Genomic DNA, 22,929 nt, shown 5'->3' with positions numbered 1-22,929 from the left:
CCCGAAGGCCCGCGCTGACGAGTGGCTGTGGCCTTGGGCTTACTGGCCCCAGACGTAGATCGCGGCGAAGAGGAACAGCCAGACCACGTCGACGAAGTGCCAGTACCAGGCGGCGGCCTCGAAACCGACGTGCTTTTCGGGCGTGAAGTGGCCCTTCAGCGCGCGGATCAGGCAGACGGTCAGGAAGATCGTGCCGATGACCACGTGGAAGCCGTGGAAGCCGGTCGCCATGAAGAAGGTCGCGCCGTAGATGTTGCCTGCAAACCCGAAGGCGGCGTGGCTGTATTCGTAGGCCTGCATCGCGGTGAAGATTACCCCCAGGCCGATCGCTATGATCAGCCCGTTCACCAGATCGCGGCGGTTGTTCTCGTGCACCAGGGCATGGTGGGCCCAGGTCGCGGCACAGCCCGACAGAAGCAGGATCAGCGTGTTGATGAAGGGCAGGTGCCAGGGATCGAAGGTCTCGATCCCGGCGGGCGGCCAGACGCCGTCGATGGCCGGGCTGTTCGGCCCCATCGGGTAGAGGCGGTGCTTGAAGAAGGTCCAGAACCAGGCCGAGAAGAACATCACTTCCGACATGATGAACAGGATGAAGCCATAGCGCAGGCCCAGGCGCACGACCGGGGTATGATCGCCCACCTGGCTTTCCTGCACCACTTCCGACCACCAGGCGAACATGACGTACAGTACCCCGGCGAGGCCGACCAGCCCCAGCCAGGGGCCCGATCCGTGCATCCAGAGGACCGAACCGAACAGCATCACGAAGCCGGCGACGGCTCCGAAGAACGGCCAGATCGACGGTGGCAGGACGTGGTAATCGTGGTTCTTTGCGTGTGCCATGCCGGCGGTTCCCTCTTTGTCTTTTCTCAGTTCACTACGGATGCGTTGTCCGCAGCAGGCGTTTGCAGGGCTGCCTGTTCATCGGGCAGCGGTGTCTCATGGAAGGTATAGCTCAGCACGATCTCGTGCACAAACTGCCCCTCGATATCCTCGACCATTGCGGGGTCAACGTAGAAGCTGACCGGCATCTGCACCGTCTCGCCAGGCTGCAACACCTGTTCAGTGAAGCAGAAGCATTCGATCTTGGTGAAATAGCCGCCAGCGGCATAGGGGTAGACGTTGAAGCTGGCCGTGCCCGCTACCGGGCGGTCGGTCGGATTGTGTGCCTCGTAGAAGGCAAGGCCCGTCTCGCCGATGCGGATATCCATTGAACGGACCACCGGCTTGAAGGTCCAGGGCATCCCCTGTTCCAGCGAAGCATCGAAGCGCACCTTTACCGTCTGGTCGAGGATCACGTCAGCCCCGGTTTCAGCGACCGAAGTCGTGCCGCCGAAGCCCGTCACGCGGCAGAACCAGTCGTAGAACGGCGGGATGATCACGATGGTGGTGAAGGTCAGACCGACGACCATCGTGGTCAGCATGGCAAGGGTCCGGTTGTTGCCCTGAAGACGCGGGAAGATCATGGCTGGGTCTCCTCCTTTGGCAACAAGGCAGGCTCATAGGTGTGGTCAAAGCCCTGCAGCGGCTCGCCACGCTGGACCTTCACGACCGTCAGCGCGAAGACCAGCACGACAAAGGCAACAAGCGTCAGACCAAGGCCCATGTTCCGGCCGAACCGGCGTTTGTGCAATTCATGCTCGGGGCGGAAGGTCATCTCACCACCCCCCAAGCCCTGCGGATTTCAGCGCCAGTTCCACCAGGAAGGCCGCGAAATGCAGGAAAAGATACAGCAGCGAGAACCGGAAGAAGGCTTTCTCGACGGCATATTTGTCCGCCTCGGCCACCGCCTCGTCGCGCCGCCAGATGCGGAAGGCGCCGATCACGAACCATGCGTTCAGCACGACCGCGACGGCCAGCGTGAACGGCCCGCCGATCGAGGTCACCGCCGCGCCCAGGGCCACGGGAACCAGAAGCAGCGTGTAGACCAGGATATGCGCCCGCGTCGCCTTGCGGCCGTGGGTCACGGTCAGCATCGGCACGCCCGCGGTGTGGTAGTCTTCCTTCATAAACAGCGCCAGCGCCCAGAAGTGCGGCGGGGTCCACATGAAGATCAGCGCGAACATCAGGAACGCCTCTACCGATACGGACCCGGTGGCACAGACCCAGCCGATCATCGGCGGGAAGGCCCCTGCCGCGCCACCGATGACGATGTTCTGCGGGGTCGAGCGTTTCAGCCACATCGAATAGACGACGGCATAGAAGAAGATCGTAAAGGCCAGCAGCGCCGCCGCAACCCAGTTCGTCGCCAGCCACAGCATGACGATGCTGATCCCGGACAGCGCCATGCCCAGACCCAGCGCCTCGCCGCCTGCGACCTTGCCCGCAGGGACCGGACGGCGCGCGGTGCGCTTCATCACCGCGTCGATGTCGGCGTCCCACCACATGTTCAACGCACCCGAGGCCCCTGCCCCCAACGCGATGAACAGGATCGCGGCAAAAGCTTCGACCGGGTGCAGATGCACAGGCGCAACCAGAAGGCCCACCAGCGCGGTGAAAACCACCAGCGACATCACGCGCGGCTTCAACAGTTGCACGTAATCGCCGAACCCCGGTTCGTACGGGGTGGCAGTCACGCCCTGATATGCTGTGGTATCGCTCATTCCGGACCTATTTCAGACAGGTGGGGCCTGACCAGCGCCAAGCCCCATGCCCTGCATTTCCGCTGACTGGCCTCAGTCGTTCGAGGCCACTTCGACTGCCGCCGGCGTCTCGACGCTGGACAACTGCACGTCGCCCGCCTTGGCCTTGGTCAGCCACTGCGCATAAGCCGCTTCCGACACGACCTTCACGGTGATCGGCATGTAGGCATGCATCTGCCCGCAGATCTCAGAGCACTGGCCGAAGAAGATGCCTTCCTGATCGGCCTTGAACCAAAGTGCCGCCGTGCGGCCCGGGACCGCATCCTGCATCACGCCAAAGGCCGGGATCTTCCAGGAGTGGATCACGTCGGTCGCGGTGACCTGCACCACGACGACCTTGCCAACCGGCACGACGACAGCGGTATCGGTGGCCAGCAGGAACTGCTCCTTGGCATAGCCCGCAGCCTTCAGCTGCTCTTCCACTTCCGGCGTCATCATGTTCGCGCCGCCGGTGGCCGGAGAGCCGATCATGTAGCTGTCGAAGTTGATGCCTTCGTCGACGTAGTCGTAGTTCCAGTACCACTGGTTGCCGGTCGCCTTGATGGTGACCTCGCCCACCGGAATTTCCTGCTGCTTGAACAGGATCGGCAGCGAGAAGGCGCCGATGAAGACCAGGATCACGATCGGGACGATCGTCCACGCCACTTCCAGCGGGCTGTTGTGGGTGAAGCGTGCCGGCGTCGGATTGGCGCGCTGGTTGAAGCGGATGACCGTGTAGATCAGAAGCCCGGTCACGAAGATCACGATCGCGCCGATGATGTAGTTGATCATCGTGTCCAGCCAGACGATGTCGTGCTTCAGCTCGGTCGCCGAGGGCTGGAAGTCGATCCCGCCCGGCACCGGCTGCCCAATGATTTCAAGAGTTTGCTGCGCAAGGGCCGATCCGGCCACCAGCGTGGTCATCCCTACTGCGGCGATCCCGCCGATCATTGTCGAAAGACGCATGCTTTTGTTCCCGTTCACGTCGCGGCTTGGCGCCACTTTCAAGGGACCTGACAGGTGGTCAGAATCCCGCTGTTTCCCACGGCCCTCAAACCATATTAGCTTGACCGCGACAAGCAAAACCATCGCGACAAATCGCGCGTTTGACCCGGGAGGCAAATGCTCTGGCGATCCTCAAGCTGACCCTCGTCACCTTCGGCGTTCTCTATGCAAGCCTGTTGTCTGCCATGTTTCTCTGGCAGCGCGAGTTGCAGTATTTCCCCACCCGCCGCGATCCCTCGCCACAGGCTGTGGGCCTTGCCGATTTGACGCGGGTGGACCTTGCCACCCCGGATGGCGAGACGGTCGTGGTCTGGTCCAGTTCCGCCCGCGCGGACCGGCCCACGATACTGTTCCTGCATGGCAACGGCGGCGAGATCGCGGACCGGGCCGACCGCTTCGCCTTCTACCAGTCGCGCGGCTACGGCGTGACCTTCCTGTCCTGGCGCGGGTATGGCGGCTCCAGCGGGTCGCCCACGGAAACCGGCCTTCTGGCGGATGCGAAAGCCGCATACGACCATCTGCGCAGCCAGGGCCTTCCGCCCGACCGTATCGTCCTGGTCGGCGAATCCCTCGGCACCGGGGTCGCTGTCCAGCTTTCCGCCGCCAACCCCGTCGGCGCCGTGGTGCTGCAGGCCCCCTTCTCCGCCGCCGTCGATCTTGCCCGCGCGGCCTATCCCTGGCTTCCCGTGGGTCTCTTGATGAAGGACCAGTTCCGCTCGCGCGACCACATCGCCAGCATCCGCGCGCCGCTTCTGATCCTGCACGGCGAGCGGGATAACGTCGTGCCCCCGGTCTTCGGCCAGCGACTGTACAATGCCGCACCGGACCCCAAGACCTTCCTCTCCCTCGGCCCCGTCGGGCACGAGGCGCTGTTCGATCCCGCCACCTGGGCCGCGGGGGCGGATTTCATCGACCGGGTCATGACACCTTGACCCTGTCCCCGTCGCGGCCCATCTCTGCATCCTGCCCTTCCAGAAAGCCCCCTCCCATGACCGACGCCCCCTTCCGCCCGTTCGAGACCCATCTGGACGAGGCCGTTGCCCTGGCGACCCTGCGCGCCGCGACCGACGGGGCGGACGATGGCGAGCTGTTCCTGGAACGCCGCCGGGCCGAGTCCATCGTGCTGGACGATGGCCGCATCCGGCAGGCGACCTATGACGCGAGCCAGGGTTTCGGCCTCCGCGCCGTGCGGGGCGAGGTTGCTGGCTACGCCCACTCGACCGAAATCACCGAGACCTCGCTCCGCCGCGCGGCCGAAACCGCCCGCCTTGCCGTGGGCGCCGGTGGCGGCACCCTTGCGGCCCCGCCACGTGGCACGAACACCCGCCTCTACCGCGCCGACGACCCGATGGCCGACGCCGCCTTCCCGGTGAAGATCGAACTGCTGCGCGAGTTGGACGCCTATGCCCGCGCCCTTGACCCCCGCGTCGTCCAGGTCTCCGCCACGCTCTCCGCCAGCCTGCAAGAGGTCGAGATCCTTCGCCCTGAGGGCACCCGCATCGCCGACATCCGCCCGATGGCGCGGATCAACGTCAGCGTCATGCTGGAAGACGGCGGCCGCCGCGAACAGGGCGGCACCGGGCAAGGTGGTCGCCACGGTCTGGCGCAACTGATGTCGCCCGAAAGCTGGAAGCCGATGATCGCCGAGGCGCTGCGCATTGCCCAGGTCAACCTTGGCGCGGTCGATGCCCCGGCGGGCGTGATGGACGTCGTCCTCGGCCCCGGCTGGCCCGGCATCCTGCTGCACGAGGCGATCGGCCACGGGCTGGAGGGCGACTTTAACCGCAAGGAAACCTCGGCCTTTGCCGGACTGTTGGGGAAACAGATCGCCTCCAAAGGCGTCACTGTTCTGGATGATGGTACAATCCCCGACCGCCGTGGCTCGATCTCCATCGACGACGAAGGCACCCCCTCCGCCAAGAACGTCCTCATCGACGACGGAGTGCTCGTCGGCTACATGCAGGACCGCCAGAACGCTCGCCTGATGGGCGTGGCGCCCACTGGCAACGGGCGGCGCCAAAGCTTTGCGCATATCCCGATGCCGCGGATGACCAACACCTACATGCTTTCGGGCAAGGACGACCCGGCGGGGATTGTCGCCAGCCTGAAGGACGGCATCTATGCCGTGGGCTTTGGCGGCGGGCAGGTCGACATCACCTCGGGCAAGTTCGTCTTCTCCTGCACCGAGGCCTACCGCGTCCGCAACGGTGTGGTGGGCGAGGCGGTGAAGGGTGCCACCCTGATCGGTGACGGAGCCACCGCGCTGATGGGCATCCGCGCCATCGGCAACGACCTGAAGCTTGACCCAGGCATCGGCAACTGCGGCAAGGCGGGGCAATGGGTCCCGGTCGGCGTGGGCCAGCCGACCCTGATGATCCAGGGCCTGACTGTCGGTGGCGCCGCGGCCTGATACCGCGCACCGATTTCTTCGAAGAAATCGGACCGGAGCCTTCAAAGGCTCCGAACCGGAATTTTCGAAAATTCCGGCGCTTACCGTGTAAACTTGCCCTTCAACGCGTCGGCGAAAGCATTGCCCCCACTCTGCGGCCCGCTCTGCATCGGCCCCCGCACCGGTTTCGTCGCCAGAGTCCGCTCGCGCGCCTGATCCTTGGCCGAGGCCCCGCCGTCCGACTTCATCGTCAGCCCGATCCGCTTCCGTGGCACGTCGACCTCTACCACCCGGACCTTGACCACATCCCCGGCCTTCACCACCGCATGGGGGTCCTTCACGAATGTGTCCGACAACTGGCTCACATGCACCAGCCCGTCCTGATGCACGCCAATATCCACAAAGGCCCCGAAGGCCGCGACGTTGGTCACGGTCCCCTCCAGCACCATGCCGGGCTTGAGGTCGCCGATCTGGTCCACCCCTTCGGCAAAGGTCGCAGTCTTGAATGACGGCCGCGGATCGCGCCCCGGTTTTTCCAGTTCCGACAGGATGTCCTTCACCGTGGGCAGGCCGAACCGCTCGTCCACGAAACTCGCCGGGTTCAGCGCTTTCAACGCCGAGCCATCCGCCATGACCGCCCGGATGTCCCGCCCGCAGGCCGCAACGATCTTCCGCGCGACATCATAGGCTTCCGGGTGAACCGAGGATGCATCCAGCGGCTCTTTCCCCCCGGTGATCCGCAGGAACCCCGCCGCCTGCTCGAAGGCCTTCGGCCCCAGGCGCGCGACCTTCAGCAACTCCCTCCGTGTGGCAAACGGCCCGTTCTGGTCCCGATGCGCCACGATAGCCTCGGCAAGCCCCGGCCCGACGCCCGAGACCCGCGCCAGCAAGGGGGCGGAGGCGGTGTTCAGGTCGACGCCGACCGCGTTCACCGCGTCCTCGACCACCGCTTCCAGCGACTTGCCCAGGCGGTGCTGGTCCACGTCATGCTGGTACTGCCCCACGCCGATCGCCTTTGGTTCGATCTTCACCAGTTCCGCCAGCGGGTCCTGCAAGCGGCGCGCAATCGACACGGCCCCGCGCAATGACACGTCCAGATCAGGAAACTCCCGCGCGGCCAGTTCGGAGGCCGAATAGACCGAGGCCCCGGCTTCGGACACGATCACCTTCGTCGGCTTTTCCGCGCCCGCTGGCAGCAGCGCCAGCAGGTCCGCCACCAGCTTCTCGGTCTCCCGGCTGCCGGTGCCGTTCCCGATAGAGATCAGCTTCACCCCATGCTGCCCGATCAGACGCGCGATGGCGACCTGAGCCCCGCGCACGTCGTTCTTCGGCTGGAACGGATAGACCGTATCCGTCGCCACGACCTTGCCCGTCGCGTCCACGACCGCGACCTTCACCCCGGTTCGGATGCCCGGATCAAGGCCCATCGTCGCCTTCCCCCCGGCAGGAGCGGCCAGCAGCAGGTCCTTCAGATTGCGTGCGAAGACCCGGATCGCTTCGGCCTCGGCCGCCTCGCGCAGTTCCGCCATCAGGTCCAGCGTCAGGCTGGTCTTCAGCTTCACCCGCCAGGCCCAGGCCGCCGCATCGCGCAGCCACTTGTCGCCCGGACCCGAGCCCGAGGCCCCGAGCGCCGCGCCACAGGCCCGCTCGGACGGGCTTTCGCCGCGCGGGCTGTCCGCGTCCACCTCAAGGTCCAGGGTCAGGAACTCCTCGTTCCGCCCCCGGAACATCGCCAGCGCGCGATGGCTGGGAACCCGGCTGAAATCCTCGATATGCGCGAAATAGTCCGAGAACTTCGCCCCCGCGACCTCCTTGCCCGCCACCCCCTTCGCAGCCAGCTTGCCGACCTTGCGCATGTGGTCGCGCAGACGACCCAAAAGCGAGGCATCCTCCGAAAGCCCTTCGGCCACGATATCCCGCGCCCCCTCCAGCGCCGTCTTGGCATCGGGAAACGCTTCCGACAGGAACCCGCCCGCCAATTCCACCGGGTCCGCCGACCGGTCCGCCAGAATGGCGTCCACCAACCCCTGTAACCCCGCCTCGCGGGCGATCATCGCCTTGGTGCGGCGCTTGGGCTTGTAGGGCAGGTAGATGTCTTCCAGTTCGGCCTTCGTCACCGCTCCGGTGATCGACTTCGCCAGCGCATCGGTCAGTTTCCCCTGCTCGGTGATCGAGGACAGGATCGCCGCCCGCCGCGCCTCAAGCTCGCGCAGGTAGCCCAGCCGTTCCTCCAGCTTGCGCAGCTGCGTGTCATCGAGGCCCCCCGTCACTTCCTTGCGGTAGCGCGCGATGAAGGGGACCGTGGCACCCCCGTCCAGAAGCTCTACCGCCGCCGTGACCTGCTGGGGCGTCGCCGCGATTTCCGTGGCGATCAGGCGGGGGATCTGGGTCAGGCTCATGCGAATCCTCGTCACGTCGGTGGCACTTCGGGGCCGGCACCTTAGCTGCGGGCCCGGGAAGGGTGAAGTCCGGGGATGGGGATGCGCCGCAGTGCAAATCTGGTCCGCCCTGCGGTCATGGCAGGCAGCAGCGCCAGCCAAGGCAGCCCCGGCGACGCGCAGGTCAGCGGTAGCGGGCCGGGCTCATCCCGAAGCGTTTCTTGTAGGCCTTGGAAAAGCTGGACCGCGAGTTGAAGCCGGTGGCGATGGCCACCTCCAGGATCGACAGCGTGGTGTCGGCCAGCAGGTTCCGCGCCTCTTCCAGCCGCAGGCCCAGGTAATAGCCCTTTGGCGTCTCCTGCAGGACGGACTTGAAGATCCGCTCCAGGTGACGGCGGGTGCGGCCGAAGGTTTCGGCCAGTTCGTCCTGTCCCAGAGGGGTTGAGATGTTGGCTTTCATGGCGGCAATCACCCGGGCGATCCCCGGGTTGCGCGTCAGCATCGGTGCCGGATAGGCCGTCTTCTGCGTGGCGTTGGCCTCGCGCCGACGGCTGTGCAGGCACATCTCTGCCACCGAGTCTGCCAGCTTCTGGCCGTGATCCTGCGCGATCAGCGCCAGCATCAGGTCAACCCCCGCCTCGCCCCCCGCGCATGAGAAATGCTTGCGCCCGATGACGTAGATCTGCTGCAGCGGCTCCACATCATAAAGTTCGCGGAAGGCCGGACGGTTCTCCCAGTGGACCGCAGGAGAGTCGTCTCCCAGAAGTCCCGCCCGGGCCAGCGTGTAGGCCCCGGTGCAGATCGCCCCCAAGCCACCGCCCTTGCGGGAATGCTCGCGCAGCCAGTTCAGCACCTTGCGATCCGCCGCCTGGCTGGCATCGGTGCCCGAGCAGACGATGGCCGTGGTCTCGCGGGTCAGTGGCTCCAGCCCCTGATCCACCTCGATCCGCACACCGGCCGAGCTTTCGACGGGCTTGCCGTCCATGCTGACCAGCTTCCAGCGGTAAAGCGGCTGCTGGGTCAGCTGGTTGGCGATCCGCAGGGGTTCGATGGCCGACGAGAATGCCAGAAGCGTGAAGCGCGGCAGCGCCAGGAAGGCGAAGGCTTGCGTGGTGACCGGCCCCGTCAGATGAAAATGCGCCACACCGCGGGGTATGACTGCGGTGGCGCGCAGGAAGGTCTGATCTTCTGTGGGGCGGGTCATGGTGGCAACATCCCTCGGGGGGCCGTGCGCGGAAGGCGCAGCGGCTTCTGACCCCGGGGGATGATTCTGTCAACCGGCGGGTGCCGGAAACACCTTCACCGGATGCGAGGGGTTGCGGCGCGACCAAGGAGCCAGCGACCACGTCAGGTCATGGCCGCCGTAACCGCGATCAGCACGACACCGATCAGGACAAGCACCAGCACGAAGCGCAGGTTGGCCGGGCCGTTCTCTTGCCGACCGGACTGGGCCGGGGCCGATCCGCCCGACGACCGGATTTCGGCCTTCATCGCGATGTCCAGCTGCTCTTGCGTAATCGGGTGGCCCCCCGCTTCGTCATCGGTGCCCAGCGGCGCTGCGGCGGGGTCGGGATAGTCGATCTTGTCCCCACCCTCGCCCCGGTCGATCAGCTGGCGCAGGCGGTCCGGGTTGGCCGAACGCCCTGGTTCATCGCCCTGCCGGCCACTCCCGGAACCACCTTGCGCGGCCCCGGCACGTCCGGGACCGGCACCCTTTTGCCCAAGCGCCATGAGATCAGGCGCCGTTCAGGTCGCGGGCCTGGGTCTGGTGCTCCTGCAACTTGGGCAGCGTCTCGCTGGCAAAGCCGCGCAGCGCGCTGTCCTCGGCCCCGGTCGAGAAGGCCTCGAACAGGCTCACCGCCTCGTCATGGGCCTTGGTCTGCAGGTCCAGATAGGCCTGGTCGAACTCGCCCGCGTCCTGCAAGGCCTGCAGCGCCTGCTGGTCGGCCTCGTTCATCTCGGTCGGAACCTCGACCCCGGCCTCCTTCGCGGCCGCCTGCATCTTCTCGCCTGCAGCCGTGTGGTCATCGATCATCTTCTGGGCAAAGGCCTGGACATCGGCGTTCTGGCTGCGCTCAAGCGCAAGCGTGCTGGACTCGATCTCCAGCATGTTGGACGAGGCCGCCAGACGGGCAAAGGCCGCCGGGTCGGTCACCGCCTTGGCCAGGTCCTCTTCCTTGGCGGCAACTGCGGCTTCGGTGGTCTGGGCCACCGCAGGCAAGGGACCGGTCAGACCGACGAAGAGGCAAAGAATGGCAGCTGTGTGTTTCATGTCCGTGTTCCTTCTATGACCGGCCGACAACCTTCGCCGTGACGGAAATGTTCCGGAGATTGGTCCTGCGAGCCGCTTCAGCCCGGCGCGTCGGCCGGCGGGGCCACCAGGCTAGCAGCCATGTGCGAGGACAGCTTGGGGATATCCATTGCAACGACGGACTGACTGGAACAGTTACCGCAGACCCCAGTGTCATGTCGGAAATGGAAAGCCGGACAAGAGTTGCCCCGCACCAACAGGCGAGTGATTCCAAACTTGGGGGGATTGAGTGATGGTACAGCTTCCCCGGCTCGAACGGGGGACCCCCAGATCCACAATCTGGTGCTCTAACCAACTGAGCTAAAGCTGCACTCGAGGCGCGATTTAGACCCCCTCCCCCCGAATTGCAAGCACCTTCGCCAGCCCCGCGGGGCGGTTTTTCCTTGCACCGCGCCGCATCGCCCGCTACCCCCGCCGCAAAGCCGGGAGCACGGATCATGGGCATCAACAACTCCAGCGAAGTCGCCGCCAACCTGCAGATCGGGCCGACCGACGCCGGCATGGTCCGCATCTATGTCGAGGCCGAGGGCGGGATCGAACTGCCGCTCGATTTCGACCCCGAGGAAGCCGAGGAAATCGCCGAGGAACTGCGCGCCGCCGCCGAAGCTGCACGCGTCATCGGCCAGAAGCCTGCGCCCAAGCCGAAGCGATAGACGGAACCGCAATCCGGCCCGACGGTTGACCCTTCAGGCGCGGGCCTGCACGATGCCGCCGCAAGACCCCGGGGGATTCTTCTGATGGCCGCTGACGGACACGCCGCCCTTCCCGATGACGACGATGCGGGCGATTGGGGCCCCTTCGGCAAACCGCTGTTCGACGACCCTTCCGCCCGCGCGCTGTCGCGGGTCGGGGTGGTCGATGTCGGCTCGAACTCGGTCCGCATGGTGGTCTTCGATGGGGCCGCGCGCAGCCCGGCCTATTTCTACAACGAAAAGATCATGTGCGGCCTGGGCAAGGGCCTCGCGCAGACCGGGCGGCTGAACCCCGAAGGCAAGGAACGCGCCGTGTCCGCCCTGAAGCGGTTCTCGCTTCTGGCCAAGGGCATGGACATCTCCCCCTTCACCGTCGTCGCCACCGCCGCCACCCGTGAAGCCGAGGACGGCCCCGAATTCCAGGCCCGCGTCCTGCGCGAGACCGGCCTTCGGCTCCACGTCATCGACGGCGACGAAGAGGCGCGGCTCTCGGCCCAGGGCGTCCTCTTGGGCTGGCCCGACGCCAAGGGCATCGTCTGCGACATCGGCGGCAATTCCATGGAACTTGCCCGCATCGGCAACGGCCGCGTCGGCCATCGGGTTTCGACGCCGCTGGGCCCGTTCCGTCTGCAACAGGTTTCGGCCGACCCCAAAAAGCGCAAGGCGCATATCGACGCGATCTTGGAAGCCGCCATCCGCGACATCAAGCCCGACGCGGACCGCATCTACCTTGTCGGGGGCAGCTGGCGGGTCATCGCGCGGCTGGACATGGAGCGGCGGAATTACCCGCTGACCGTGCTGCACGAATACCGCATGACGCCCGAGGGGCTTCTTGCCACGCTGGACTGGCTGCAGACCACCGACCTGCCCGCCCTGCGGGGCCGCACCGGCACCAGTGCTGAACGGATGGAGCTGGTCCCCCTCGCCTGCGAGGTCCTGCGCGAGATCATCCGCGTGCTGAAACCCTCCGAGATCGATGTCTCGGCCTATGGCATCCGCGAGGGGCTGCTTTACGAACAGATGCCCGAACGCCTGCGCGCCCGCGACCCCCTGATCGAGGCGGCGCGGATGACCGAGCTTACCCAGGCGCGCATCCCGGGCTTCGGAAAGAAGCTGTTCAGCTTTCTCGAACCCCTCTTCAAGGGGGCGACGCAGGAGCGTCTGCGTCTCGTCAAGGCCGCGTGCCTGCTGCACGACACCACCTGGCGCGCCCACCCCGACTACCGCGCCGAAGCGTGCTTCGACAACGCGACCCGCGCGAACCTTGGCGGCCTTGACCACCCCGGCCGGGTGTTCCTGGGCCTGGCGCTCCTCCACCGTTACAAGAACAGCCGAGCCGGCAGCAGGATGGAGCCGCTCTTCCGCCTGCTGAGCGAAACCGACATCCAGGAGGCCGAGGCACTGGGCAAGGCGATGCGGTTCGGGGCAATGTTCTCGATCGGCGATCCGACCCAGGCCGGCGAATTGCGCTGGAACCTCAAGAAGCGCCAGTTGACCCTGGCCCTGACTGAAGACGGCCTCGGCCTTTTTGGCGAGGTCGCGCAGGCCCGTTTCGCCGCCTTGGCGCTGTCCCTGAAGGCGCAGACCAAGGTCGTGCTGAAAGCCGTCGAGTGATGCTGCAGCTTGATCACCTTGCCGTCTCCGCCGCGACGCTGGAAGAAGGTGCCGCTTGGGTAGAGGCGACGCTTGGCGTGCCGCTGACAGGCGGGGGCAAGCACCCGCACATGGGCACGCACAACCGCCTTCTGGGACTTGGCGACCTTTACCTCGAAGTCATCGCCATCGACCCCGAGGCCGCCAGCCCCCCCCATCCCCGCTGGTTCGACCTCGACCATTTCCAGGGTCCGCCCCGCCTGACGAACTGGATCTGCCGGACCGACGACCTGGATGCCGCCCTGGCTGCCGCGCCCGAGGGCACGGGCACCGCCACTGACCTTGCCCGCGGCGACTACCGCTGGCGCTTTGCCGTGCCTGCCTTGGGCAAGCTTCCTTTCGACGACTGCTTTCCCGCGCTGATCCAGTGGCAGGGCGACCTTCACCCCGCGCGCACCCTGCGGGACCACGGCATCCGCCTGACCCGGCTGGACATCACCCACCCCGACGCCCCGGCCCTGCAAGCCGCCCTCGAGGGCCTAGCCGACCCCCGCCTGCACGTCCGGCTTGGCCCCTACCGCTCGCTCCGAGCAACCTTCGACACGCCGCAAGGTCTCCGCGTCCTGACATGATCCGCCCCGCCGAACCCGCCGACGCCAAGGCTCTCGCCGCACTCCTCAACCACTGGATCGAGACCACCGCCGTCACCTTCAACCCGGTCCCGAAGTCCGAGGACGACATCCTCGGCATGATCGCCGCCAAGGCAGCCTCCGGCCACGCCTTCCTTGTCGCGGCGATGGGTGACACGCTTCTCGGCCAGGCCAGCTACGGCCAGTTCCGTGGCGGCGAGGGCTACCGCACCTGCATGGAGCATTCGATCTCCCTCCTTCCCGGCACCCACGGCCGCGGGATCGGGCGCGCGCTGATGACCGCCGTCGAAGGCCACGCCCGCGCCCGCGGTGCCCACCAGATGATCGCCGGCGTCTCGGGCGAAAACCCCGAAGGCCGCGCCTTCCACGCCCGCCTTGGCTACCGCCACATCGCCACCATCCACGAAGCCGGCTTCAAGTTCGGCCGCTACATGGACCTTGTGCTGATGCAGAAATTCCTCTGACATCTGCCATTCGCCGCGATAAAGTCCCCCCATGTCGATCTGGACCCGCATTACCGAGGCCCTCGCCGCCCTCGCCAAGGGCGAGCCCTTGTCCGTGGTCTTCGACCGCCTGCGCAACGATCCCGCACCGGAACACTCCATTGGCTTCACCATCGCCGTCCTCGCGCTTGGTGCCAAGATGGCCAAGGCCGACGGCACCGTGACCCGCGACGAGGTCACCGCCTTCCGCCGCATCTTCACCTTCCCCGAGGGCGAGGAACAGCACGCCGCACGGGTCTACGACCTGGCCCGCCAGGATGTCGCGGGTTTTGACGCCTATGCCCGCAAGATCGCCCGCCTCTTCAACCCCGACGGCCACCGCATCTGCGCCGACGACCACCACGTCCTGGTCGACATCCTCGAGGCCCTCTTCCAGATCGCCATTGCCGACGGCTCCTACCACGCCGGCGAGGACGCCTTCCTTTTCCATGTCGCCGACGCCTTCGGGCTGGACGACCGCTGCTTCAACATCGTCCGCTCGCGCCTTGTCGAAGGCGCCCCGCGCGACCCCTACGACGTCCTCGGCCTGCCCCGCGACGCGCCGAAGGACGCTGCCCGCAAGGCCTGGAAGGACCTCGTCCGCGACACCCACCCCGACGTCCTGCAATCCCGCGGCGTCCCGCCCGAGGCAATGAAACTGGCCGAACGCCGGTTGCAGTTGATCAACGAAGCCTGGCGCGAAATCTCCGCCAAGGCGGCCGCATGACCCGGCCCCTGCGGCTTGCCACCTACAACGTCGAATGGTTCAACGCGCTGTTCGATGACCATGGCCGGATGCTGGACGACCACGCCCCCTCCAGTCGCTACAAGCTTAGCCGCGGCGAACAGCTGGCCGCGCTGGCCATCGTGTTCACCGCACTGGATGCCGACGGCGTCATGATCATCGAGGCCCCGGACACCAACGGCAAGCGGTCCACCGCCCGCGCGCTGGAAACCTTCGCCAAGGCCGCCGGCCTGCGGGCCCATCGCGCGCTGATCGGCTATCCCTCTGACACGGAACAGGAAATCGCGTTCCTCTACGACCCCGACCGCCTGACCGCCCGCCACGATCCGCAAGGCGCGCCGTCGACCAGCCACGGCTCGCATGAGGCGCCCCGCTTCGACACCACCTTCCGCTACGACCTTGATGCCGACAACATCAGCGAGACGATCCGCTTTTCCAAGCCGCCGTTCGAGCTTGCGGTGACCACCGCCGAAGGCGTGAAGCTGCGGCTCATCGGCGTCCACGCCAAGTCGAAGAACCCCTACGGTGCCGTCGGGCGCGAAGCGCAGATCCGCCTGTCGATCGAGAACCGCCGCAAGCAGCTTGCCCAGTGCCTCTGGCTCCGCCAGCGGGTCGAGGCTCATCTGGCGCAGGGCGACAGCCTGATCGTGATGGGCGATTTCAACGACGGCCCCGGCATCGACGAATTCGAAAAGCTGTTCGGCCATTCCGGGGTCGAGATCGTTCTTGGCACCACGCCCGACCCGGCTTTAACTCTGTCCGATCCCCATGCAGCGATGGCCCTGCAACGCCGGGTCGGTCTGGCTCCCACCACCGCGCGCTTCTACATCGCGCCGCAAAAACGGTTCTTCGAGGCGCTTCTCGATTTCGTCATGGTCTCGCCCGACCTTGCCGCCCAGCAGCCCAAATGGCGCATCTGGCATCCGTTCAACGACCCCGGTGTGATGGATGTCCCCGAACTGCGCGAGGCGCTTTTGCAGGCGTCGGACCATTTTCCGGTGACTATTGACCTGCCCTTCGGCGTCCTGCCCTCGAGGGTTTGACAACACCCCTGGCGCTTCCCATATGCGCCTCATGAAACTCGCACTCGCCCTGATCCTTGCCGCCACTCCTGTCCTTGCGCAGGAAGCTCCCGCCACCCCCGAAGCAGAAGCCGAGGAGAACGGTTTCAGCCTGATGGAGGAAGGTGCCAAGCTTCTCTTCCGTGGCTTCATGACCGAGGCAGAGCCCGCCATCGCAGAGATGAGCCAGGCGCTGGAGCAGATGGCCCCGGTGCTTGAGGGCTTGGGCGAAGAGATTGGCCCGAAGATCACCGAACTTTTCGCGCTGGTGGATGACTTCACCAACTATGACATGCCGGTCGTGCTGCCGAACGGCGACATCCTGATCCGCCGCAACGCGCCCCTGTCCCCCAAGACTGCGCCCGAAACTGCTCCGGAAACTGCGCCCGAAACCGCGCCCGAGTCCCGGCCTGACCCGCAGGCAGAGCCGCAGCCCGGCCGGAACGGCGAAATCGAGCTTTAAGGCGCCAGGACCGGCCGCTTTCCACGGCCGCAGGACTGGCGCGGCACCTTGTCCATCCGGTTCATCTGGAACGGTCGCCGATGGCTTGAAAAGGCGTCCCCATCACCCCACGTGATCTGGAAGGGCCCGGGCCACAATCGGCACGGGAAGGGACAAAGGACCAGCAAGCACCGGTATCCAGGGGGGCTCAGACATGACCGCCAAGGCAGATCACTGCCCGCTTTGCGGCACGCCGACAACCGGTCTTCGACCTTGGCTGACCATGCCGGTCGATGCCAAGAAGCGTGCGCCGGTCGGGACGGGATCGCTGGTCTGGTGTGACGCCTGCGACCTTGGCACGACCCTGCGGCAGCCGGACGATGCGGCACTTCTGGCGGCCTATGACCTCTCTGCCTATTACACCAGCGGTGCGTCGCACATGCCGGACGTCAGGCCGGGGCTCATGGACCGCGTGCTGCTGAAATGCGCCTATCTCAACGACAGTGGCACCTTGATGGACGCACCGGGCCTGCTTCGGCGCGCAGCGGGGGCGCAGTCGGTGCTGGACATCGGCTGCGGCAATGGCGACTTCCTGGCAGCGCTGGCGGGAGGCGGGCGTCGGCTGGTCGCGGTCGAACCAGACCCGAAGGCGCGTGCCGTGGCGGCGTCGAAGGGGCTTGATGTGCTGCCCGGCACCGCCGAGGACCTGCCCGAAGCGCTTGCCAGCCAGCGCTTCGATCTTGTCACCATGACGCATGTGCTGGAACATTGCCGCGACCCGTTGAAGGCCCTGACGTCGATCCGCGACCTCCTGTCGCCCTCGGGCATCCTCTATTGCGAGGTGCCGAACTGCGGTTCGGTCTATTTCCGGACCCTCGCACAGATATCCGAGATGCTGGACGTGCCCCGGCACCTGCATTTCTTCACCAGATCGTCGCTGACCGGCCTGTGCAACGCGGCGGGGCTGACGGTCTTCGACCTGAACCATCACGGCTATACCCGGCACTTCACCACTGGCTGGCGGGCCTGGGAAAACCAGATCCACACCATGCTGGCAAATGAGGGCGTTGCCAGTCCGCACCGCAGCCTGCTCAACTCCTTCGCGCTTCTTGCCCGCTCGGCGCGGCTTCCGCCGGACCGCAAGTACGACTGCATCGGCGTCTTTGCGCGTCTGGCCCCGGCCTGAAGGGGGAGGCCAGCTGCCTGGCTGACCGCCCGAATTCAGGTTAACACCCCATGAATGCCCGCAGCCAAGTGCTTGAATTCATGGCCGCGAACCTCCGCACCACGCGCGGTGCCTACCCCCGCGCCGCGCGGATCAGATCCAGGATCTCCTTCGCCGCCGCGGGAATGTTGGTCCCCGGCCCGAAGATCGCCTTCACCCCGGCCCCCTTCAGGAAATCATAGTCCTGCTGCGGAATGACCCCCCCGCAGATGACCAGAATATCCCCCGCCCCCCGCGCCTTCAGCACCTCGATCAGCTTCGGAGCCAGCGTCTTGTGCCCCGCCGCCTGGCTGGAGATCCCGATCACATGGACATCGTTGTCAATCGCGTCCTGCGCCGCTTCCTCGGGCGTCTGGAACAGCGGCCCCACGTCGACATCGAACCCGATGTCAGCAAAGGCCGTGGCGATCACCTTAGCCCCCCGGTCATGCCCGTCCTGCCCCATCTTCACGACCAGCATCCGCGGCCGCCGACCCTCGGCCTCCGCAAAGGCCTCCACGTCCTGCTGGATCTGCTGGAACCCGGCGTCCCCCTCGTAGGCCGCGCCATAGACCCCCGCCAGGGTCTTCACCTCGGCCCGATGCCGCCCGAACACCTTTTCCATTGCGTCCGATATCTCCCCGACCGAGGCCCTGGCGCGGGCCGCCTCCACCGCCGCTTCCAGTAGGTTGCCACCCTCACCCGCCCGCCGCGTCAACTCCGCCAGCGCCGCCTGGCACCGCGCCTCGTCGCGCGAGCCCCGCACCGTCTTCAGCCGCGCGACCTGAGCGTCGCGCACTGCACCGTTGTCGATGTCGCGGATGTCGATCGGGTCTTCCTTGTCCTTGCGGTACTTGTTGACCCCGACGATCACCTCCTCGCCCCGGTCGATCATCGCCTGCCTGCGGGCAGCCGACTCCTCGATCCGCAGCTTCGGCATCCCCGAGGCCACCGCCTTGGTCATGCCGCCCATCGCCTCGACCTCTTCGATCAACTTCCACGCCTGTTCGGCAAGCTGGTTCGTCAGGCTTTCCACGTAGTAGGACCCCGCCAGAGGATCGACGACATGGGTGATCCCCGTCTCCTCCTGCAAGATTAGTTGGGTATTCCGGGCAATCCGCGCCGCGAACTCGGTCGGCAAGGCAATCGCCTCGTCCAGCGCGTTCGTATGCAGGGATTGAGTGCCCCCAAGAACCGCCGCCATCGCCTCATAGGCCGTGCGGATCACGTTGTTGTAGGGGTCCTGCTCCTGCAAGGACACGCCCGAGGTCTGGCAATGCGTCCGCAGCATCAGGCTGGAGGTCTTCTTCGCCCCGAAGTCGTCCATGATCCGGTGCCACAGCATCCGCGCGGCGCGCAGCTTGGCGACCTCCATGAAGAAGTTCATCCCGATGGCGAAGAAGAACGACAGCCGCCCGGCGAAATCGTCGACGTCCATCCCGCGTTCGATGGCGGTGCGGACATATTCCTTGCCGTCGGCCAGCGTGAAGGCCAGCTCCTGCACCAGGTTCGCCCCGGCTTCCTGCATGTGGTAGCCGCTGATGGAAATCGAGTTGAACTTCGGCATCTCGGCCGAGGTGAACTCGATGATGTCCGCGATGATCCGCATCGAAGGCTCGGGCGGGTAGATGTAGGTGTTCCGCACCATGAATTCTTTCAGGATGTCGTTCTGGATCGTCCCCGACAGGTCCGCCCGCGACACGCCTTGCTCTTCGCCCGCCACGATGAAACTGGCCAGGATCGGGATCACGGCCCCGTTCATCGTCATGGAAACGCTGATCTTTTCCAAGGGGATGCCGTCGAAGAGGATCTTCATGTCCTCGACGCTGTCAATCGCCACCCCGGCCTTGCCTACATCCCCCACGACCCGCGGGTGATCCGAGTCATACCCCCGGTGCGTCGCCAGATCGAAGGCCACCGAGACCCCCTGCTGCCCGCCCGCCAAGGCCTTGCGGTAGAACGCGTTCGACTCCTCGGCGGTCGAGAACCCGGCATATTGCCGGATCGTCCAGGGCCGCCCGGCATACATCGTCGCCCGTACCCCCCGCGTGAAGGGTGCCACGCCCGGCAGCTCGCCCATCTGCGGCAAGCCCTCCACATCGGCGGCCGTGTATAGCGGCTTGACCGTGATCCCCTCCAGCGTCTGCCAGTTCAGGGCCTCCGGGCCCTTGCCCTTCAACTCTTTCGAGGCCAGCGCCTCCCATGCCTTCAGGTCCGTCATCACACTCTCCAATCCGCGACGCTTCCGCGCGCTTGGGCTTTTGCCGAATGCCCCCTATATGAAGGCCATGCAGCTTATCGCCCGTCGTTCTTTCCTCGCCGTCCTGGCCCTTGCCATCCCGGCGCTAACCTTACCCGCCGGGGCCGATGAGGCCCCTGCCGTCGTTCCCGCCTTCGGCCCCGTTCCTGCGTCCGAGGTGGTCGAAGCCGACCTTCTCTTCCTGCGCCGCCCGGTGATCGTCTTTGCCGACAGCCCCAACGATCCCGCCTTCGTGCGGCAGATGGAGCTTTTGAAGCGCTACTACGCCGAGCTTGACGCCCGCGACGTGATCCTCATCACCGACACCGATCCCGCGACCGCTTCCAGCTTGCGCCAGAAGCTGCGACCCCGAGGCTTTTCGCTGGTGCTGATGGACAAGGACTGGAAGCCGATGATCCGCAAGCCCCTGCCCTGGGACGGGCGCGAGATCGTCAACTCCATCGAGAAGATGCCGATCGCCCGGTCCGAGTCGCTGGAGAAGAGCCCGGCGGGGCGGTAAAGCGGAGTTTTCGAAAACTCCGCAGCGGAGCCTTCCAAGGCTCCGACACGATTTCTTCGAAGAAATCGCCCCCGGCCTGACCTGTGCTGCGTCATTCGAACTCCAGGATCACATCGTCGACCCGCAGGCTGGCGCCGGCGCTGGCCTTGATGGTCTTGACTACGCCCCTCCGCTCGGCCTTCAGGATGTTCTCCATCTTCATCGCCTCGACCGTCGCCAAAGCCTGGCCCTCCTGGACCTCCTCGCCCTCGGAAACCGCGATCTTCACCACCAGACCCGGCATCGGGCAGAGGAGGAATTTCGAGGTGTCCGGCGGGGACTTCTCCAGCATCAGACCCGCCAGCGCCTTCTGACGCGGGCTTTGGACGTGGACCTTCAGGTCCGCGCCGCGCAGCCGCATCCGGAAACCCATGGGGACCTTGGCCGTCTTGATGACCAAAGGCTCGCCGCCAACCGTCAGGCGGGCGAGGGGCTGGCCCGGCGACCAGTCGCTTTCCACCCGCAGGTCGGTGCCGTCCTCGAACACCACGGTCGAACCCGCTGGGTCGGCCTTGATCGTCACCGGCCAGCTTTCACCTTGCAGCGTGACGACCCAGTCGTCGCCAACGCGGCGGGTGTGGTTGTCCATCGTGCCGGAAATCCGCGTGCGCCGGATTTCCGCGACCCGGTTCATCGCCGCCGCCGCGGCAGCCACGCGCCGCAGCAGCGAAGAGTCCAGTGTGGCCCCGGTGAAACCACCCTCATATTCCTCGGCAATGAAGGCCGTGGTGATGTTGCCACTGGCAAAGCGCGGGTGGTCCATCACGGCGGAACAGAACGGCAGGTTGTGACCGATGCCTTCCACTTCGAACGTGTCCAGTGCCAGCCGCATCTCTTCGATGGCATCGGCGCGGGTCGGACCCCAGGTGCAGAGCTTGGCGATCATCGGGTCGTAGAACATGCTGATCTCGCCGCCCTCGTAGACGCCGGTATCGTTGCGCACGACGCCGCCGCGTTCGGTGCAACCTTCGACCGGGGGCCGGTAGCGGGTGAGACGACCGATGGAGGGCAGGAAGTTCCGGTAGGGGTCCTCGGCGTAAAGGCGGCTTTCCATCGCCCAGCCGTGGATCTTGAGGTCCGACTGCTTGAAGGGCAGCGGCTGGCCGTCCGCCACGCGGATCATCTGTTCGACGAGGTCAACGCCGGTGATCAGTTCCGTCACCGGGTGTTCGACCTGCAGACGGGTATTCATTTCAAGGAAGTAGAAGTTGCGGTTGCCATCGACGATGAACTCCACCGTCCCGGCGCTGGTATAGCCCACGGCCTTTGCCAAAGCGCAGGCCTGTTCGCCCATCGCCTTCCGGGTGGCTTCGTCCAGGAACGGCGAGGGGGCCTCTTCGATGACCTTCTGGTTCCGGCGCTGGATCGAACATTCCCGCTCATGCAGATAGACGCAGTTGCCGTGCTTGTCGGCGAGCACCTGAATTTCGATGTGGCGCGGCTGGGTGACGAACTTCTCGATGAAGATGCGGTCATCGCCGAACGATGCCGCCGCCTCGTTCTTCGAGGACTGGAAGCCTTCGGCAACCTCGCCCTCGTTCCAGGCGATCCGCATCCCCTTGCCGCCGCCGCCCGCGCTGGCCTTGATCATCACGGGATAACCGATCTGACCCGAGATCTTCACCGCCTCGTCCGCATCCGCGATCAGGCCCATGTAGCCCGGCACCGTGGAAACCCCCGCCTCCATCGCCAGCTTCTTCGAGGTGATCTTGTCCCCCATCGCCTCGATGGCCGGGCTGGGAGGTCCGACGAAGACCACCCCTGCGGCCTCCAGAGCGGCGGCGAAGTTCATGTTCTCCGACAGGAAGCCATAGCCCGGATGCACCGCCTGCGCGCCGGTATGGCGGATGGCGTCCATGATCTTGTCGATCACGATGTAGGACTGCGCGGCGGGGGGCGGCCCGATATGCACCGCTTCGTCCGCCATCTTCACATGCAGCGCATTGCGGTCGGCGTCGGAATAGACCGCCACCGTCTTGATCCCCATCTTGCGTGCAGTCTTGATCACGCGGCAGGCGATCTCGCCCCGGTTGGCGATCAGGATCTTGTCAAACATCGGCTCCCCCCATCAGGCGCAAAGAAAAAGGACCACCCGGGCGGTCAGCCCGGATGGTCCTTGTGTCGGTTTGAAGCCGCCCGAAGGCGGCCAGAACTACAGCTGACTCAGTAGCCCGAGTTGCAGGGCGGCAAGCCCAGCTCGATGCCACAGGTGGCAAGTCCGGCCATCCCGCCAAGTGCGGCGCCGGCCAGCATGTTTTCGTCCAGCGCGTCAGCGACAAGCGCGCCAGCCGCCGCGCCGGCCATGCCGCGCGACGCCGGGTCCTGCATGCAGCCGGCCAGGGACGTAGAGAGAAGAGCGAAGACGATAAGCGACTTGCGCATGGGGTACTGCCTCGTTGTTTTGTTGTTATTGCGGAAGATTCTACCGCAACAGCACGGATTTGAAAGCAATTTTTCTGGCGGCCCACGCAATCGTCACCAGATCCGCCCATAAGGATCGGTCCGGCCTGGGACGGGCCGGACCGAAGGGTAGGGGAAGGGTAACAACGTTGAGTGCGCGC

Annotated in this window: 23 protein-coding genes and 1 tRNA gene; 11 read left to right on the top strand and 13 right to left on the bottom strand. The window is 65.8% G+C overall.

Annotation, left to right across the window (positions count from 1 at the left end; all coding sequences use genetic code 11):
* Positions 1-39: 39 nt before the first annotated feature.
* The 5 genes from Q0C42_RS10075 to coxB all read right to left on the bottom strand — a co-directional run bounded on the left by Q0C42_RS10075 (position 40) and on the right by coxB (position 3,584).
* A complete protein-coding gene (locus tag Q0C42_RS10075) occupies positions 40-840 on the bottom strand; it encodes a cytochrome c oxidase subunit 3 (RefSeq protein ID WP_295074752.1) in 801 nt (266 codons plus the stop codon).
* A 26-nt stretch (positions 841-866) separates the two neighbouring features.
* On the bottom strand, positions 867-1,463 hold the full coding sequence (locus Q0C42_RS10070; protein WP_295074750.1) for a cytochrome c oxidase assembly protein: 597 nt from the start codon (positions 1,461-1,463) through the stop codon (positions 867-869).
* Positions 1,460-1,654, bottom strand: coding sequence for a hypothetical protein (locus Q0C42_RS10065; RefSeq protein ID WP_295074748.1), 195 nt, complete (start codon positions 1,652-1,654; stop codon positions 1,460-1,462). The genes Q0C42_RS10070 and Q0C42_RS10065 overlap by 4 nt, the downstream gene beginning before the upstream one ends.
* 1 nt (position 1,655) lies before the next feature.
* The gene (cyoE, locus tag Q0C42_RS10060) at positions 1,656-2,600 is read right to left on the bottom strand and encodes a heme o synthase (RefSeq protein ID WP_295074746.1); all 945 of its coding nucleotides are present in this window, start codon (positions 2,598-2,600) and stop codon (positions 1,656-1,658) included.
* Between the two features lie 72 nt (positions 2,601-2,672).
* On the bottom strand, positions 2,673-3,584 hold the full coding sequence (gene coxB, locus Q0C42_RS10055; protein ID WP_295074744.1) for a cytochrome c oxidase subunit II: 912 nt from the start codon (positions 3,582-3,584) through the stop codon (positions 2,673-2,675).
* Positions 3,585-3,724: 140 nt separating this feature from the next.
* Between coxB and Q0C42_RS10050 the strand changes: the two genes are divergently transcribed.
* Positions 3,725-4,555 (top strand): alpha/beta fold hydrolase, encoded by an 831-nt coding sequence (locus tag Q0C42_RS10050; RefSeq protein WP_295074742.1) that lies wholly within the window; start codon positions 3,725-3,727, stop codon positions 4,553-4,555.
* Positions 4,556-4,611: 56 nt separating this feature from the next.
* Positions 4,612-6,033 carry a metalloprotease TldD gene (tldD, locus tag Q0C42_RS10045; protein WP_295074740.1) on the top strand — a complete coding sequence of 474 codons (1,422 nt, stop codon included), beginning with the start codon at positions 4,612-4,614 and terminating at the stop codon, positions 6,031-6,033.
* Between the two features lie 80 nt (positions 6,034-6,113).
* Here the strand turns inward: tldD and Q0C42_RS10040 are convergent, their stop codons facing one another.
* The 5 genes from Q0C42_RS10040 to Q0C42_RS10020 form a co-directional block, all read right to left on the bottom strand.
* Positions 6,114-8,411, bottom strand: coding sequence for a Tex family protein (locus Q0C42_RS10040; protein ID WP_295074737.1), 2,298 nt, complete (start codon positions 8,409-8,411; stop codon positions 6,114-6,116).
* Positions 8,412-8,574: 163 nt separating this feature from the next.
* On the bottom strand, positions 8,575-9,594 hold the full coding sequence (locus Q0C42_RS10035; RefSeq protein ID WP_295074735.1) for a GlxA family transcriptional regulator: 1,020 nt from the start codon (positions 9,592-9,594) through the stop codon (positions 8,575-8,577).
* Between the two features lie 143 nt (positions 9,595-9,737).
* Positions 9,738-10,121 (bottom strand): hypothetical protein, encoded by a 384-nt coding sequence (locus tag Q0C42_RS10030; RefSeq protein WP_295074733.1) that lies wholly within the window; start codon positions 10,119-10,121, stop codon positions 9,738-9,740.
* A gap of 4 nt (positions 10,122-10,125) precedes the next feature.
* The gene (locus Q0C42_RS10025) at positions 10,126-10,662 is read right to left on the bottom strand and encodes a DUF4142 domain-containing protein (RefSeq protein ID WP_295074731.1); all 537 of its coding nucleotides are present in this window, start codon (positions 10,660-10,662) and stop codon (positions 10,126-10,128) included.
* A gap of 272 nt (positions 10,663-10,934) precedes the next feature.
* Positions 10,935-11,011: transfer RNA gene (locus Q0C42_RS10020), tRNA-His, on the bottom strand.
* 127 nt (positions 11,012-11,138) lie between these two features.
* On the opposite strand from Q0C42_RS10020, the gene Q0C42_RS10015 reads away from it, so the two are divergent.
* From Q0C42_RS10015 to Q0C42_RS09980, 8 genes are all read left to right on the top strand, one after another.
* Positions 11,139-11,354 (top strand): DUF6324 family protein, encoded by a 216-nt coding sequence (locus tag Q0C42_RS10015; protein ID WP_295074729.1) that lies wholly within the window; start codon positions 11,139-11,141, stop codon positions 11,352-11,354.
* 84 nt (positions 11,355-11,438) lie between these two features.
* Positions 11,439-13,007, top strand: coding sequence for a Ppx/GppA family phosphatase (locus Q0C42_RS10010; RefSeq protein WP_295074727.1), 1,569 nt, complete (start codon positions 11,439-11,441; stop codon positions 13,005-13,007).
* Positions 13,007-13,618, top strand: a complete 612-nt coding sequence (locus Q0C42_RS10005; RefSeq protein ID WP_295074725.1) for a VOC family protein — start codon at positions 13,007-13,009, stop codon at positions 13,616-13,618. The genes Q0C42_RS10010 and Q0C42_RS10005 overlap by 1 nt, the downstream gene beginning before the upstream one ends.
* Positions 13,615-14,100: a GNAT family N-acetyltransferase gene (locus Q0C42_RS10000; RefSeq protein WP_295074723.1), complete on the top strand. Its 486-nt coding sequence runs from the start codon at positions 13,615-13,617 to the stop codon at positions 14,098-14,100. Before Q0C42_RS10005 ends, Q0C42_RS10000 begins: the two co-directional genes overlap by 4 nt.
* 31 nt (positions 14,101-14,131) lie before the next feature.
* The gene (locus tag Q0C42_RS09995; RefSeq protein ID WP_295074721.1) at positions 14,132-14,845 is read left to right on the top strand and encodes a molecular chaperone DjiA; all 714 of its coding nucleotides are present in this window, start codon (positions 14,132-14,134) and stop codon (positions 14,843-14,845) included.
* The gene (locus Q0C42_RS09990) at positions 14,842-15,906 is read left to right on the top strand and encodes an endonuclease/exonuclease/phosphatase family protein (RefSeq protein WP_295074719.1); all 1,065 of its coding nucleotides are present in this window, start codon (positions 14,842-14,844) and stop codon (positions 15,904-15,906) included. The genes Q0C42_RS09995 and Q0C42_RS09990 overlap by 4 nt, the downstream gene beginning before the upstream one ends.
* 31 nt (positions 15,907-15,937) lie before the next feature.
* A complete protein-coding gene (locus Q0C42_RS09985; protein ID WP_295074717.1) occupies positions 15,938-16,387 on the top strand; it encodes a hypothetical protein in 450 nt (149 codons plus the stop codon).
* A 193-nt stretch (positions 16,388-16,580) separates the two neighbouring features.
* On the top strand, positions 16,581-17,552 hold the full coding sequence (locus Q0C42_RS09980; RefSeq protein ID WP_295074715.1) for a class I SAM-dependent methyltransferase: 972 nt from the start codon (positions 16,581-16,583) through the stop codon (positions 17,550-17,552).
* A 112-nt stretch (positions 17,553-17,664) separates the two neighbouring features.
* On the opposite strand, the gene scpA is transcribed toward Q0C42_RS09980, so the two are convergent.
* Entirely contained in the window at positions 17,665-19,791 is a 2,127-nt protein-coding gene (gene scpA, locus Q0C42_RS09975) for a methylmalonyl-CoA mutase (protein ID WP_295074713.1), read from the bottom strand.
* Positions 19,792-19,858: 67 nt separating this feature from the next.
* Between scpA and Q0C42_RS09970 the strand changes: the two genes are divergently transcribed.
* Positions 19,859-20,329 carry a DUF4174 domain-containing protein gene (locus Q0C42_RS09970; protein ID WP_295074711.1) on the top strand — a complete coding sequence of 157 codons (471 nt, stop codon included), beginning with the start codon at positions 19,859-19,861 and terminating at the stop codon, positions 20,327-20,329.
* 91 nt (positions 20,330-20,420) lie between these two features.
* Here the strand turns inward: Q0C42_RS09970 and Q0C42_RS09965 are convergent, their stop codons facing one another.
* On the bottom strand, positions 20,421-22,424 hold the full coding sequence (locus Q0C42_RS09965; RefSeq protein WP_295074709.1) for an acetyl/propionyl/methylcrotonyl-CoA carboxylase subunit alpha: 2,004 nt from the start codon (positions 22,422-22,424) through the stop codon (positions 20,421-20,423).
* A gap of 107 nt (positions 22,425-22,531) precedes the next feature.
* Positions 22,532-22,750 carry a hypothetical protein gene (locus tag Q0C42_RS09960; RefSeq protein ID WP_295074707.1) on the bottom strand — a complete coding sequence of 73 codons (219 nt, stop codon included), beginning with the start codon at positions 22,748-22,750 and terminating at the stop codon, positions 22,532-22,534.
* Positions 22,751-22,929: the final 179 nt, after the last annotated feature.

The sequence above is a fragment of the Tabrizicola sp. genome, assembly GCF_022842145.1.
GTDB lineage: Bacteria > Pseudomonadota > Alphaproteobacteria > Rhodobacterales > Rhodobacteraceae > Tabrizicola.
The sequence above is the reverse complement of the archived record's forward strand: the minus strand, read 5'-3'. Positions and strand labels throughout refer to the sequence as shown.

What these genes read in the sequence shown, in the direction of transcription:
- Q0C42_RS09995 (WP_295074721.1), top strand. Translation starts at nt 14,132, where the DNA reads ATGTCGATCTGGACCCGCATTACCGAGGCCCTCGCCGCCCTCGCCAAG.
- cyoE (WP_295074746.1), bottom strand. Translation starts at nt 2,600, where the DNA reads ATGAGCGATACCACAGCATATCAGGGCGTGACTGCCACCCCGTACGAA.
- Q0C42_RS10010 (WP_295074727.1), top strand. Translation starts at nt 11,439, where the DNA reads ATGGCCGCTGACGGACACGCCGCCCTTCCCGATGACGACGATGCGGGC.
- Q0C42_RS09980 (WP_295074715.1), top strand. Translation starts at nt 16,581, where the DNA reads ATGACCGCCAAGGCAGATCACTGCCCGCTTTGCGGCACGCCGACAACC.
- Q0C42_RS10000 (WP_295074723.1), top strand. Translation starts at nt 13,615, where the DNA reads ATGATCCGCCCCGCCGAACCCGCCGACGCCAAGGCTCTCGCCGCACTC.
- Q0C42_RS09990 (WP_295074719.1), top strand. Translation starts at nt 14,842, where the DNA reads ATGACCCGGCCCCTGCGGCTTGCCACCTACAACGTCGAATGGTTCAAC.
- coxB (WP_295074744.1), bottom strand. Translation starts at nt 3,584, where the DNA reads ATGCGTCTTTCGACAATGATCGGCGGGATCGCCGCAGTAGGGATGACC.
- Q0C42_RS10030 (WP_295074733.1), bottom strand. Translation starts at nt 10,121, where the DNA reads ATGGCGCTTGGGCAAAAGGGTGCCGGTCCCGGACGTGCCGGGGCCGCG.
- Q0C42_RS10005 (WP_295074725.1), top strand. Translation starts at nt 13,007, where the DNA reads ATGCTGCAGCTTGATCACCTTGCCGTCTCCGCCGCGACGCTGGAAGAA.
- Q0C42_RS09985 (WP_295074717.1), top strand. Translation starts at nt 15,938, where the DNA reads ATGAAACTCGCACTCGCCCTGATCCTTGCCGCCACTCCTGTCCTTGCG.
- Q0C42_RS10015 (WP_295074729.1), top strand. Translation starts at nt 11,139, where the DNA reads ATGGGCATCAACAACTCCAGCGAAGTCGCCGCCAACCTGCAGATCGGG.
- Q0C42_RS09965 (WP_295074709.1), bottom strand. Translation starts at nt 22,424, where the DNA reads ATGTTTGACAAGATCCTGATCGCCAACCGGGGCGAGATCGCCTGCCGC.
- Q0C42_RS10025 (WP_295074731.1), bottom strand. Translation starts at nt 10,662, where the DNA reads ATGAAACACACAGCTGCCATTCTTTGCCTCTTCGTCGGTCTGACCGGT.
- Q0C42_RS10075 (WP_295074752.1), bottom strand. Translation starts at nt 840, where the DNA reads ATGGCACACGCAAAGAACCACGATTACCACGTCCTGCCACCGTCGATC.
- scpA (WP_295074713.1), bottom strand. Translation starts at nt 19,791, where the DNA reads ATGACGGACCTGAAGGCATGGGAGGCGCTGGCCTCGAAAGAGTTGAAG.
- Q0C42_RS10040 (WP_295074737.1), bottom strand. Translation starts at nt 8,411, where the DNA reads ATGAGCCTGACCCAGATCCCCCGCCTGATCGCCACGGAAATCGCGGCG.
- Q0C42_RS10035 (WP_295074735.1), bottom strand. Translation starts at nt 9,594, where the DNA reads ATGACCCGCCCCACAGAAGATCAGACCTTCCTGCGCGCCACCGCAGTC.
- Q0C42_RS10070 (WP_295074750.1), bottom strand. Translation starts at nt 1,463, where the DNA reads ATGATCTTCCCGCGTCTTCAGGGCAACAACCGGACCCTTGCCATGCTG.
- Q0C42_RS09960 (WP_295074707.1), bottom strand. Translation starts at nt 22,750, where the DNA reads ATGCGCAAGTCGCTTATCGTCTTCGCTCTTCTCTCTACGTCCCTGGCC.
- Q0C42_RS09970 (WP_295074711.1), top strand. Translation starts at nt 19,859, where the DNA reads ATGCAGCTTATCGCCCGTCGTTCTTTCCTCGCCGTCCTGGCCCTTGCC.
- Q0C42_RS10065 (WP_295074748.1), bottom strand. Translation starts at nt 1,654, where the DNA reads ATGACCTTCCGCCCCGAGCATGAATTGCACAAACGCCGGTTCGGCCGG.
- tldD (WP_295074740.1), top strand. Translation starts at nt 4,612, where the DNA reads ATGACCGACGCCCCCTTCCGCCCGTTCGAGACCCATCTGGACGAGGCC.